This is a genomic window from Streptomyces niger (assembly GCF_000718305.1).
GTDB lineage: Bacteria > Actinomycetota > Actinomycetes > Streptomycetales > Streptomycetaceae > Streptomyces > Streptomyces niger.
Genome location: NZ_JOFQ01000017.1, coordinates 159,657 through 172,101 on the forward strand (window position 1 = coordinate 159,657; position 12,445 = coordinate 172,101).

Genomic DNA, 12,445 nt, shown 5'->3' on the forward strand with positions numbered 1-12,445 from the left:
GCGCTGTACGCGCTCCGCTCCCGGACCGCTCTTCCGGGACCGGAGCCCTCAGCGCCCCAGCATTCCGGCCACGGACGACGCCTGTGTCATGACGGCGTCCCAGCCGCCGAAAACGACGGCCAGCAGCACCGCCAGGGGGAGCGCCATGGCCACCGCCACCAGCGGGTGGCGGGTGCCCGAGGGCTCGTGCACGCCGAGCACGGCGGCCACCCTGCGCCCCTGCTCACGGAGGTCCGTCCGTCCCGCCGTGTCCGCCATCGCCCCGCTCCCCTCGTTCACAGCGGCGGGCGTCCGACCTCGGGGGACGAGTACCGCGCCCACCGCTTGACCTCCACACTAGGCAGCGCGCGGCTGTGCCGCGTCAGTCCGACGTACCGATCCACAGGCCTCCAGGAGGATGACGGCAGCCGCCGGCATCTACTCCCCTGGGTGGAGACCCGGCCTCGGCATTCAGGGAGATCCCGGACGGGGCGGTCGGCCGGGTCCCCGTCGGGTGCCGGTAGGCCCGTCCGATGCCCGGCCGCCGAGATGCCCGGATGCCCGCCCCGATGCCCGGGTGTGTCCCAGGTCCGCCGCTTCGCGTGACTTCGGTCACTTCCGCCACTCCCCCGCCCGCCGCCTCCCGGGGCCGGCCGGTGGGCCGCCCCGGGACCCCGTCGCGCCCCGTCCCGGTTCCGCTGCGACGTCCACCGTTCGGGCGCCGCCCCCGCCGGGCCGCCAATCCCCGTGCCGGGGCCGACCCTTGGGCCCGTGCCGCGGAACTCCGCACGCACACAGGCACATTCCGGCTGCGCGGCGCTCACCGTACGCGCGCCGCCGACAATCCATGGCCGACGCATGCGCGGCCTGACAGCGCAGCGCGCCGTCAATCCGTAAGCTGTGGCACGTCAGACGGATGCAGCGGAGTGGGGCCTCCCCACCGCAGGTAGGGGACGGACATGGCGATGATGCGGCTCCGGCGCGAGGATCCGCGGGTCGTCGGCTCGTTCCGGCTGCACCGGCGGCTGGGCGCCGGCGGCATGGGCGTGGTCTACCTCGGGTCCGACAAGCGCGGCCAGCGGGTGGCCCTGAAGGTGATCCGCCCCGACCTGGCCGAGGACCACGAATTCCGCTCCCGCTTCGCGCGCGAGGTGCAGGCCGCGCGGCGGATCCGGGGCGGCTGCACGGCGCGGCTGGTGGCGGCCGACCTGGACGCGGACCGGCCGTGGTTCGCCACGCAGTACGTTCCCGGGCCCTCCCTCCACGACAAGGTCAACGACGAGGGTCCGCTGCCGCCGACGCAGGTCGCGACGATCGGTGCGGCGCTCTCCGAGGGGCTGCTCGCCGTCCACGACGCGGGCGTGGTCCACCGTGACCTGAAGCCGTCGAACATCCTGCTGTCCCCGAAGGGCCCGCGGATCATCGACTTCGGCATCGCCTGGGCGACCGGCGCGAGCACGCTGACGCACGTCGGCACGGCCGTCGGTTCGCCCGGCTTCCTGGCGCCCGAGCAGGTGCGCGGCGCGGCCGTCACGCCCGCCACGGACATCTTCGCGCTCGGGGCGACGCTGGCGTACGCCTGTACCGCGGACTCTCCTTTCGGCCATGGCAGTTCCGAGGTCATGCTCTACCGGGTGGTGCACGAGGAGGCGCAGCTGGCCGGGGTGCCCGACGCGCTGGTGCCGCTGATCGAGTCCTGTCTGGCCAAGGACCCCGCCGAGCGCCCCAGCACCCTGTCGCTGTCGCTGCGGCTGAAGGAGATCGCCGCGCGCGAGGCGCACGGGCTGTCCGACGGGCCGGTGGACGGGCTGCCCGGCGAGGCGCTGGTACGGACGGACCGGGCCGCGCCGGACCGTGCCTCGGGGCGCCGGGCGGAGGAGTTCGTACGCCAGCGCGGGGACGAGCGGGGTGTGCCGGGGCAGGGGCCCAGTACGCCGCGTCCGCAGTCCTCCTCGCGGCCTTCCGTGTCCCGCCCGTCCGGTTCCCGCTCGGCAGGCACGAACGGCAGCTGGCCGCCGGCCCCGGGCCAGAGCGGCGGCCGGCCCGCGACGGGGAGCAGCGGTGCGCGTCCCGCTTCCCCGTCTCCCGCCCCCTCCTCCAACGGGCGTTCCTCCGGTTCGGCGCCCGCCGGGTCGAACGGCAGGTCGGCGCCTGCGAGCAGCAACGGCCGCTCGGCCACCGGCTCGAACGGCCGCTCCGCAGCGGCGAACTCGAACGGCCGGTCGGCCTCCAACGCCCCCGGCCGCTCCGGCCCCGGCTCCAACGGCAGGTCCGCGGCGCCGCACTCCGAAGGGCGCTCGGGCGGCCGCGCTGCGGGACGGGTGCCGGGCGCGCGTTCGACGGGGCGAAACGGTTCACGCCCGGCCGCGCGCTCCACGTCGGGCGGCCGCCGTCCGGCGGGCCCGGACCGCCGGCTGCTCCGCCAGCGGCTCATCGTGTTCGTGACGGTGACCCTGCTCGTGGCCCTCGGCATCGCAGCTGCCCAAGGCTGCCAGGGCCCCACCCGCGGCCTGGGCGTACTCGGCTCGGCCCACGACCGGGGGACGCACGGGACGCACTCGGTGGGTGCGCGGGTGGCGGATACCCCGGCGACGCATGCGCCTCAGGCGCGGGGAACGGGCGCGGACGACGCGGCGGGGACGCCGGGAACATCGGGCGTCAGCGGGGGCTGAGGGGCTGAGGGGGCCGTCCGTGGAGGAACGCTTCGGAACGCTGAAACACGCTGAAACGCTCCTCGTACGACGCCGCTCAACGCTCCTCGTACGGGCACACCCTCAGCGCTCCTCGTATGGGCCCCTCAACGCTCCACGTGCGGGCACCCTAAGCGCTCATGGTGCGGGCACCCTCAGCCCTCCTCGTGCGGCGGGCGGCGGGCCCGTGGAACGCACGCTCCCGTGAACCGCACGCTCCCGTGGGTCGGGCCCACGCCGTGCTTTCAGGCCGTGTCCGGGCGTCCCGTGGCCACCGCGTAGAAGGCGACCGCCGCGGCCGCGCCGACGTTCAGCGAGTCGACACCGTGGGCCATCGGGATGCGGACCCATTCGTCGGCCGCGACCAGGGCCTGGCGGGACAGCCCGTCGCCCTCGGCCCCGAGCATGAGCGCGGCCCGCTCCAGACGGTGCGGGGCCGCCTCGTCGATGGCGGTGGCCTTCTCGTCGGGCGTGAGCGCGAGTAGCTTGAAGCCCGCTTCCCGTACGGTCTCCAGGCTCCGCGGCCACTGCTCCAGCCGCGCGTACGGCACGGAGAACACCGCGCCCATCGACACCTTCACCGACCGCCGGTAGAGCGGATCGGCGCAGTCCGGCGAGAGCAGTACGGCGTCCATGCCGAGCGCCGCGGCGCTGCGGAAGATCGCGCCGATGTTGGTGTGGTCGTTGACCGCTTCCATGACGACGACACGGCGCGCGGAGGCGAGCAGCTCGCTCGCCTCCGGGAGCGGCTTGCGCTGCATGGAGGCGAGCGCGCCACGGTGCACGTGGTAGCCCGTCACCTGCTCGGCGAGCTCGGGATCGACGGCGTACACCGGGGCCGGCACCTCGTCGATGACGTCGCGCATGACATCGACCCATTTGGCGGAGAGCAGCATGGACCGCATCTCGTATCCGGCCTGCTTGGCGCGCCGGATCACCTTCTCGCCCTCGGCGATGAACAGCCCCTCGGCCGGTTCGCGCCTGCGGCGCAGCTCCACGTCGGTGAGGCCGATGTAGTCGCGCAGCCGGGGGTCGTCGGGGTCGTCGACGGTGATGATGTCTGCCACGGGTCGATGGTGCCTTGTCGTCGTTGTGGTTCCCATGCCGGGAGCCGGATTTGTTACCTACGGTTACGGCCGGCTGCGCCCTGTGGACAACTGCGGCTCGCGCGCGTACCCCCTGTATAACCCCAGCAAAGGGGGACCAGGTGGCGAAGCGTCACTTCACGCCGCGACGCTCACGGCCTGAAGGTCTGCGCCGCGTTCACCACGTCGCCGATGACGATGACGGCGGGCGGGCGGACGTCCTCTTCCTTGACCCGCGCCCCGACCGTCTCCAGCGTGGCGTCGACGCGGCGCTGGGTCGCCATCGTGCCCTCCTGGACCACGGCGACCGGAGTGTCGGCGCCCCGCCCGTGCCGCACCAGCGCCGCGGCGATGGCGCCGATCTTGTCCACGCCCATGAGGATCACGAGCGTGCCGCGCAGCTTGGCCAGCGACGACCAGTCGACCAGCGAGCGCGGGTCGTCGGGCGCGACATGGCCGGACACGACCGTGAACTCGTGGGCCACGCCGCGGTGCGTGACGGGCACGCCGACCGCGCCCGGCACGCTGATGGAGCTGGAGATGCCCGGCACGACCGTGCAGGTGATGCCCTCGGCGGCCAGCGCCTCGGCCTCCTCCATCCCCCGTCCGAAGACGAACGGGTCGCCGCCCTTGAGGCGCACCACGGCCTTGCCGGCCTTGGCGTGCTCGATGAGCGCGTTGTTGATGGCCTCCTGCGCCATGAACCGGCCGTACGGGATCTTCGCCGCGTCGATCACCTCGACGTGCGGCGGCAGCTCGTCCAGCAGGTCGCGGGGGCCGAGCCGGTCGGCGATCACCACGTCCGCCTCGGCGAGCAGCCGGCGGCCGCGCACGGTGATCAGGTCGGGGTCGCCGGGGCCGCCGCCGACCAGGGCGACGCCCGCGGTACGCCGCCGGTGGTGCGGCGCGGCGATCGTGCCGTCCCGCAGGCCCTCGACGATGGCGTCCCGCACGGCGGCGGCGCGGCGCGGGTCGCGACCGGCGGAGGCGGTGTTGAGGACGGCGACGGTGACGCCTTCGCTGCGGCCGGTGGCCGGCGTCCAGGCGGTGGCCGCCTCGGCATCGTCGGAGCGTACGGCCCAGACGCGGTGCTCCTCGGCCTCCTGGGAGGCGGCGGCGTTGGCCGCGTCGTCGTCGGTGGAGATCAGCGCGTACCAGGCGTCCGCGAGGTCGCCCGGCTGGTACGTACGCCGCTCCCAGGCCAGCTCGCCGGCGTCGGCCATGGCCTCGACGGAGGGCGTGGCGGACGGCGAGATCAGCAGGATGTCGGCGCCGGCGGCGATCAGCGCGGGCAGCCGGCGCTGGGCGACCTGCCCGCCGCCCAGCACCACGACCCGGCGGCCGGTCAGGCGCAGGCCGACGGGATAGGCGGCGTGCTCGGAGGGAACGGCCATGGCGGTACGGCTCCTTGTGCGGGTGATGCGGGGCCGCTTCGGCGCTGGAGCGGCGTGAGGGTGGTGGTGCGGCCGGTACGGGCGGCCACGCGTTCCGGCCCACAGCCTATTTGGCCGCGGGCCGGTGGTCATGCGCGGGCATGGGACGACGGGGTTCGGGCCGGCCGGACCAGGGCACGGCCGCAACGGCCGACGCGGCGCCTCCCGCTCCACGCGATCCGCGTGCGTCGGGACGGCCCGCGTGCGCGAGACCCGGCCCATGTGCGTGGGGGCACGGCCCGCGTACGCAGGACGGACCCGCGTACCCGCGTACGCAGGGCGGGCTCACGTACCCGCGTACGCAGGGCGGGCTCACGTACGCCGGAGCGATGCGGTCCGCGTGCGTGGGGGAGCGGCCACCTCCGGGCGGCCGCTCCCCCACCGGCTCAGCCCCGCTCAGCCCTTTTCGGTGACTCCGGCGGAGTCGAACGTGGCGACCTCGTGCATCGCACGCGCCGCGCTCTGCACGATCGGCAGGGCGAGCAGCGCGCCGGTGCCCTCGCCGAGGCGCAGGTCGAGGTCGACCAGCGGGCGCAGGCCCAGCTTGGTCAGGGCCGCGACATGGCCGGGCTCGGCGCTGCGGTGGCCCGCGATGCAGGCGGCCAGCGCCTCGGGGGCCACGGCCCGCGCCACCAGCGCAGCCGCGCCGGCGCTCACGCCGTCCAGGATCACCGGCGTACGCAGCGACGCGCCGCCGAGGATCAGGCCGACCAGCGCGGCGTGCTCCAGGCCGCCGATGGCCGCGAGGACGCCGATCGGGTCGCCCGGGTCCGGCTGATGCAGTTCGAGCGCGCGGCGGACGACGTCGACCTTGCGGGCGTGCGTCTCGTCGTTGATGCCCGTGCCACGCCCGGTGACCTCGGCGGGGTCGGTGCCGGTGTAGACGGAGATCAGCGCCGCGGACGCGGTGGTGTTCGCGATCCCCATCTCGCCCGTGAGCAGCGCCTTGTTCCCGGCCGAGACCAGGTCGCGGGCGGTCTCGATGCCCACCTCGATGGCCTTGAGCACGTCCTCGCGGGACATGGCCGGCCCGGCGGTCATGTCGTCCGTACCGGGGCGTACGTTGCGGGGCAGCAGGCCGGGGGTGGCCGGCAGCTCCGACTTCACGCCGACGTCCACGACGCAGACCTCGGCGCCGACCTGGTTGGCGAAGGCGTTGCAGACCGCGCCGCCGCCGAGGAAGTTGGCGACCATCTGGCCGGTGACCTCCTGGGGCCACGGGGTGACGCCCTGGGCGTGCACGCCGTGGTCACCCGCGAAGATCGCCACGGCGGCGGGCTCCGGGATGGGCGGCGGGCACTTTCGCGACAGGCCGCACAGCTGCGCCGAGATGATCTCCAGCATGCCGAGCGCGCCGGCCGGCTTGGTCATCCGCTTCTGCCGCTCCCAGGCCTCGCCGAGCGCCTTGGCGTCCAGCGGGCGGATGCCCTGCAGGGTCTCCTGGAGCAGGTCGTGCGGCTCGGCCCCGGGCAGCGCACGGCGCCCGTACGTCTCCTCGTGCACGACCCAGGACAGCGGGCGGCGCTTGGACCACCCGGCCTGCATCAGCTCGGGCTCCTCCGGGAACTCGTCGACGTACCCGACGCACAGGTACGCGACGATCTCCAGGTGGTCGGGCAGGCCCAGCTCGCGGACCATCTCGCGCTCGTCGAAGAAGCTGACCCAGCCGACGCCGAGGCCCTCGGCGCGCGCCGCGAGCCAGAGGTTCTCCACGGCGAGCGCGGAGCTGTACGGGGCCATCTGCGGCTGGGTGTACCGGCCGAGCGTGTGGCGGCCGCCGCGGGTGGGGTCGGCGGTGACGACGATGTTGATCGGGGTGTCGAGGATCGCCTCGATCTTCAGCTCGCGGAACTGCTTCGCGCGCGCCTTGGGCAGCGACTTGGCGTACGCCTCGCGCTGCTGCATCGCCAGCTCGTGCATCCGCTCGCGCGTCTCGGCGGACCGGATGACGACGAAGTCCCAGGGCTGGGAGTGGCCGACGCTGGGTGCGGTGTGCGCCGCCTCCAGGACGCGCAGCAGTACGTCGTTGGGGATCGGGTCGCTGCGGAAGCCGTTGCGGATGTCCCGGCGCTCCCGCATGACGCGGTGTACGGCCGCACGCTCCTCGTCGCCGTAACCGGCGGCGGGGTCGACGGGCCGGGGCGCCTCCGCGCCTTCGGCTGCGGCTGCGGCTGCGGCTGCGGCTGCGGCTGCGGCTGCGACTGCGTCGGGTGCTTCGGCCTCGGCCGTGGGCTCCTCGACACCGGCCTCGGTGGCGGTTTCCGCGTCGGGCGCCGCAGCCGGGGCGAGCTCGGGCTCGCCTTCCGGAGCCTCCGCGTCGGCCGCCGGTGCGGCTTCGGCCTCGGCCTCGGCCTCGGGAGCGTCGTCGGAACCAGTCTCAGGTGCCGGTCCCGGTGCCGTGGACGGCTCCGCCTCGGCGGTGCCGTCGGCCGCATCCGTGGCCGCGGCGGTCTCGACAGGCCCGGCGGGTTCGGTGGCCTCGGCGGCCTCGGCCTGCGCAGGCTCGGCGTCCACAGAGGTCGTGTCCGCAGGCTCCGCATCCGCAGTCGTCGTGTCCGCAGCGGGCGTCTCCTCGGCTGCCTGCTCCCCGGCTGCCGGCTCCTCGACGGCCTCGTTCGCGGCTGCTGCCGCATCCGGCGAGGCCGGCGCCTCGGGCTGCGCAACTGTCTCGGCCTGCGCCGCCTCAGAAGACTCAGCAGCCTCAGGAGTCTCGGCGGTCTCAGGAGAATCAGCAGTCTCGGTGACCTCGGGAGCCTCAGCCACCGCAGGCGTCTCCACCGCTGCCGCCGGGTCCGCCTCAGGAGCGACCTCCGGAACGGCATCGGACTCGGCGACCGGGGCGACCTCGGGCCCGGCCTCGGCCTCAGGCTCGGCGACCGGAGCCGCCTCGGCCACGCCCTCCTCAGCAACGGTCTCGGTCGGTGCGGCGGCCTCGACCGGCGCGGCGGGCTCAGCAGGCGCGGCGGGCTCAGCCGGGGCAGCGGCGTCGACCGGTACCACCGGCTCCACCGGATCCGCCGCGAAGGCGGCGTCGATCGCTGCCTGGGTGGCCTTCGCCTTGGCCGAGCGTGCCGAACGGGCCCGGGGCACCTTCGCGCCGGCCGTGTCCTCCGCGCCGTCCTCGCCGAGCTGGACCAGCTCGGCGGCGTCCTGCGGGGCGGGCTCGGCGGCCTGGGCGTCCGCTGCGGGCTGCGCCTCGGCGGGCGCGGTGACCGGGGCCGGCTCGGCCACGGCCTGTTCTTCGTCGTGCACGTGTTCCTCTGCTGCGGGCTCGGCGTCGGGCTGCTCCGCGGCTGCCGGTGCGGCTTCGGCCGTACCGTCCGCGGGGCCCTGCTCGCCCTCGGTGTCGTTCTGCGGCGCGGCCGTCTCGGCCTCGGGCCGGTCGGAGGCGGCGTGCTCGGCCGCCTCGGCCTCGGGGAGCGGCGCCGCGACCGCGTGCTGCACGTCCGCCTGGGGCTGCTCGACCGGGGTCTGAGCCTGGTCCTGGGCCTGGGTCTCCGCGGGCGCCCCGGCCGCGACAGGACCGACTGCGGCGTCCTGGCGTGTCTCCGAAACGCCCTGGGGCGCCCCCGAAATGTCCTGGGTCTCCCCCGGGCCCTCCTGGCCCGCGTCCGGAGCGTCCACCGCGGCCGCCGCGGCGACCGCGGCCTGCTGCGACTGCTCGTCGGCGACCTCAGCCACCTCGGCAGCCACCTCAGTCGCCTCAGCAGTCTCGGCCGCCTCGGCAGCCACCTCAGCAGTCTCGGCAGCCGTCTCCGCGACGGTGCCCGCCGCCGGGTCGCTTCCCGCGCCCGCCGGCTCCGCCCCGACCGGCTCCGCGCCCCACGCCGGCAGCTGCGCCGGAATGGTCACGCCACCGGGTGCGGCAGCCTGTCCGGGCTGCTCGACCGGCGCCGGCTGCTCGATCGGCGCGGGCTGCTCGGCCGCCGCCGGCTGGACGGTCTGCTCGCCCTGTTCGGCCGGCGTGACCGACTCGGCCTCCGGCATCGGCTGCGGAGCGGCCGGAGCCGCCTGCGAGCCCGCCGCCTGCTGGTCGGTGCCCTGCTGGGCGTCCTCCGCCGGCAGCGCGCCCGGGGTCGGCTCCGGCAGCGGCCCGGGGGTCGCCGCCGGCAGCGGGCCCGGCTCGTCGCGCGGGATGTCGAGGTACTCGGGGCCGACGGTCGGCGGGCCCGCGTGCCGCTGAGGCGGCTGCGGGGTGCCGGCGGGGCCGCGGTCGGCGAGCGAACGCACCACGCCGCCGGTGTGCGCCTCGGGGACGGGCGGGCCCATGTGCAGCGGCCGGCGGGCCGGCGTGCTCTGCTTCGGCAGCGCGGCCTGGCCCGGCATGGCGCCCGGCTGCGGGGCGCCCGCGTGGGGCGCGTCCGGCTGCGGCTGCGCGGCCTCGGGCTCCCGTACGCCGCTGACGTCGACGGAGCCGGTGTCCCGGCCGCCGTGCTCGTGCGCACCGGCGGGCGGGTGGACCTCGGCCGATGGCACATCGGCGCCGGGGTCAGGAGCCGAGGGCCGGGCCGCCGGCTGTTCCTCGGCGTACGCCATCGGCTCGTACGGGGTCGGGTCGTACGCCGCCACCGGGTCGTACACCGCGCCGCGCCCGGGGGTGTAGTCGACGTACGGGGTCTGCTGCTCGGCGTGCGCCTGCTGCTCGCTGCCCCAGGCGCCCTGGGCGCCCGGCATCAGCAGGTCGTCGTCCTCGGCCTGCTCGGCGGTGTCGAGGTAGGCGTACGCGTCGTGCGGCTGCTGGCCGGCGTCGGCAGGGGCGGGAGCGGCCGCAGGCAACGGCCCTCCGGGATGTCCGCCTGCGTTCTCCGGCAGTCCCTCGCCCGGGACCTGGCCGGTGTCGGTCATGCGTACCCCTCGCCCATCGGTAGTGCTCCTTCCAACCGCTCGTCCGACGCGCTCGACCGCGGCACGCGCCGACCGCCCCCATAGCTAGAACGAGCGAGCGCGCCTCGCGGCACGTCCGCCCTCAAGAGCATCTTGTGCGGCCAAAACCTCGGATTTTTCCGGTTTTTGACCTAGGGCTCCGATCGCGGAACGGCGGCGCAACGATCCGCCAGCCTACCTCCCACGGGTGACCGTTCGGGTCAGGGGTGATGCACGCGGTAACCGCACACGAGGAAGACGACGGCCCGCTCCCGCTCCACCCATACGGAGGTGTCCAGCTCGACGGACTGCAGCAGCGCGCACTCCACTTCGTAGCCCCCGTCGGCCAGTGCGCGGCCGAGCGCCTCGGCCTCGTCGCGGGTGGCGGCGTGGGTGACGATGCGTTCGGGGCGGCGCGCCGCGCAGGCGGTGACGACGGCCGTGCCGCCGCCTCCGATGCGGACGACGTCCGGCTCGGGCAGGTCTTCGAGCACCTGGGGCGCCCGGCCGTGCACGACCTGGAGCTGTACGCCGTACCTGCGGGCCACGGCCGTCGTACGGGCGCAGGCGTCCTCGTCGGCGTCGACGGCGATGACGGCCGCGCCGAAGCGGGCGGCCTCCACGGCGGCGGCGCCGGAACCGGAGCCGATGTCCCAGACCAGGTCGCCGACGGCGGGTCCGAGGCGGGCGAGCTGGGCGGTGCGTAGCTGGCCGGACTCGCCTTCGGAGAGGCCGCCACCGTACGCGCTGTCGGAGAGGCCCCAGCCGCGGGGGCCGGTGGGGTAGCCGACCTCGTGGCCGGCGAGCCAGCCCGTGCCCTGGGTGGCGGCGCTGCCGGCCGGCCCGCCCACCACGATGACGACGTTGGGGTCGCGCCATACGTGGTCGGCGGCCTTGTCGGACGTGAGGACGGTCACCTGCTCCTGGGTGGTGCCCAGTGCCTCGCAGATGACGAAGGTGCGGTGCACGTCGCGCAGCAGGAGGGCCAGTTCGGCGGGGCCCGCGCCGGGCGAGGTGAGGACGGCGACCTTGGTGTGGGCGCGGCAGACGTTGACGGCGCGCCGCAGGTCGCGGCTGTGGGCGACGACGATCTGGGCGTCGTCCCAGGGCATGCCGGCGCGGGCGAAGGCGGCGGCGACGGAGGAGACGGCCGGGACGACCTCGACTTCGAGGCCGTGTTCGGGGGCGCGCAGGGTGCGGACGACGCCGAAGAAGCCGGGGTCGCCGTCGGCGAGGACGACGGCGGTGCCGCGGTGCTGGGCGATCCGGCGGGCCGCCAGTTCGACACTGCCGAGTCTGATGCGTTCGGCGGCGGGCGGCACTTCTTTGAGCGCCAGGTGGTGGGCGGCGCCGGCCACCAGGGTCGCCGCGCTCAGTGCGGAGCGTGCGGCGGCGGTCAGAGGCGAGCCGTCCCACCCGATCACGGTGACGCGGTCGGCCATCTGCAGCTGTCTCCCTGGTCTCGTCGTGCGGTTGTCCGTACGGCTGATCGTGCAGCCGTCCGTGCGGTCGGCCCGGCGGTGCGGGGGTGGATCAGGTGAGCGTACCCCGAGCGTCGGGCGGTGCCGCCGGGCGTGGGCGCCGGGGGCGCGGGCCCGGCTCGGTGGCCGGTTCCTCAGTTCCACTCCGGGTAGGCGAAGCCGCCGGCGTCGGCGGTCTGCTCGGGGAGACCGTCGAAGTCCTCGGGCAGCAGGCTCCAGACGATGAGGTCGGTGCGGATGTCGGTCCAGCCGCCGTCCTCGGTGCGGGAGCGGGCTATCCAGGCGTTGCGGAGGACGCCTTCGCTGATGCAGCCGAGCTTCTGGGCGACCTGTTGGGCCGCGGTGTTGCCGGCGGCGGTGCGGAGCTCCAGCCGCTCGAACTTCTGGTCGCGGAAGAGCCACTGGGCGACGGCCAGCGCGGATTCGCAGGCGTAACCCTCGCCGCGGGCCCAGGGCGCGGTGATGTAGGAGAGTTCGGCGCCGCGTATCCGCCAGTCGGGGCGGTCGATCCGGACGGTGCCGACCAGGCGCTGGGTGAGGAATTCGGTGACGGCGAGGACGAGGCCGCGGCCGGAGGTGCGGACGGCGGGGGCGCCTTCGGTCACCCACTCCTCGGCGTGTGCCGTGGTGTACGGGAAGGGCTGCGCGGTCCAGGCGACGACGGCTTCGTCGTTCATCATGTCGCCGAGGGCGGGGACGTCCGTGTCCTCGAAGGGCCGCAGCACCAGACGCTCCGTGCTGATGGAGATGTCCGGAAAGGTGGATGTCATGCAGCCTGCTCCCACGCCGTGGACGTAGAGCTCCGCGAAGCGCCGTACGGCTTCGTGCAGCTCCGTGAATACGTTCGGGCTGTCCTGCCCGTCTTTGAGTGCACAAGCATGCAGCATCTGCCTGCGAATGTGCCAAGTATGACG

General features: G+C 75.0%; 7 protein-coding genes. 1 reads left to right on the forward strand and 6 read right to left on the reverse strand.

The window, feature by feature from the left end:
• Positions 1-48: 48 nt before the first annotated feature.
• Entirely contained in the window at positions 49-258 is a 210-nt protein-coding gene (locus tag IF20_RS28200; RefSeq protein ID WP_052868170.1) for a hypothetical protein, read from the reverse strand.
• Between the two features lie 680 nt (positions 259-938).
• On the opposite strand from IF20_RS28200, the gene IF20_RS28205 reads away from it, so the two are divergent.
• Positions 939-2,651, forward strand: a complete 1,713-nt coding sequence (locus IF20_RS28205; protein ID WP_234426849.1) for a serine/threonine-protein kinase — start codon at positions 939-941, stop codon at positions 2,649-2,651.
• 263 nt (positions 2,652-2,914) lie between these two features.
• On the opposite strand, the gene IF20_RS28210 is transcribed toward IF20_RS28205, so the two are convergent.
• The 5 genes from IF20_RS28210 to IF20_RS28230 all read right to left on the reverse strand — a co-directional run bounded on the left by IF20_RS28210 (position 2,915) and on the right by IF20_RS28230 (position 12,301).
• A complete protein-coding gene (locus IF20_RS28210; protein WP_052868171.1) occupies positions 2,915-3,736 on the reverse strand; it encodes a TrmH family RNA methyltransferase in 822 nt (273 codons plus the stop codon).
• A gap of 170 nt (positions 3,737-3,906) precedes the next feature.
• A complete protein-coding gene (gene cobA, locus IF20_RS28215; RefSeq protein ID WP_052868172.1) occupies positions 3,907-5,148 on the reverse strand; it encodes a uroporphyrinogen-III C-methyltransferase in 1,242 nt (413 codons plus the stop codon).
• A gap of 435 nt (positions 5,149-5,583) precedes the next feature.
• Entirely contained in the window at positions 5,584-10,032 is a 4,449-nt protein-coding gene (gene cobT, locus IF20_RS28220; protein ID WP_052868173.1) for a nicotinate-nucleotide--dimethylbenzimidazole phosphoribosyltransferase, read from the reverse strand.
• Between the two features lie 239 nt (positions 10,033-10,271).
• Positions 10,272-11,492 (reverse strand): precorrin-6y C5,15-methyltransferase (decarboxylating) subunit CbiE, encoded by a 1,221-nt coding sequence (gene cbiE, locus IF20_RS28225; RefSeq protein WP_052868174.1) that lies wholly within the window; start codon positions 11,490-11,492, stop codon positions 10,272-10,274.
• Positions 11,493-11,665: 173 nt separating this feature from the next.
• Positions 11,666-12,301 carry a GNAT family N-acetyltransferase gene (locus IF20_RS28230; protein WP_052868238.1) on the reverse strand — a complete coding sequence of 212 codons (636 nt, stop codon included), beginning with the start codon at positions 12,299-12,301 and terminating at the stop codon, positions 11,666-11,668.
• Positions 12,302-12,445 lie beyond the last annotated feature (144 nt).

Coding starts and splice junctions, on each gene's coding strand:
- cbiE (WP_052868174.1), bottom strand. CDS start 11,492: ATGGCCGACCGCGTCACCGTGATCGGGTGGGACGGCTCGCCTCTGACC.
- IF20_RS28205 (WP_234426849.1), top strand. CDS start 939: ATGGCGATGATGCGGCTCCGGCGCGAGGATCCGCGGGTCGTCGGCTCG.
- IF20_RS28230 (WP_052868238.1), bottom strand. CDS start 12,301: ATGACATCCACCTTTCCGGACATCTCCATCAGCACGGAGCGTCTGGTG.
- IF20_RS28200 (WP_052868170.1), bottom strand. CDS start 258: ATGGCGGACACGGCGGGACGGACGGACCTCCGTGAGCAGGGGCGCAGG.
- cobT (WP_052868173.1), bottom strand. CDS start 10,032: ATGACCGACACCGGCCAGGTCCCGGGCGAGGGACTGCCGGAGAACGCA.
- cobA (WP_052868172.1), bottom strand. CDS start 5,148: ATGGCCGTTCCCTCCGAGCACGCCGCCTATCCCGTCGGCCTGCGCCTG.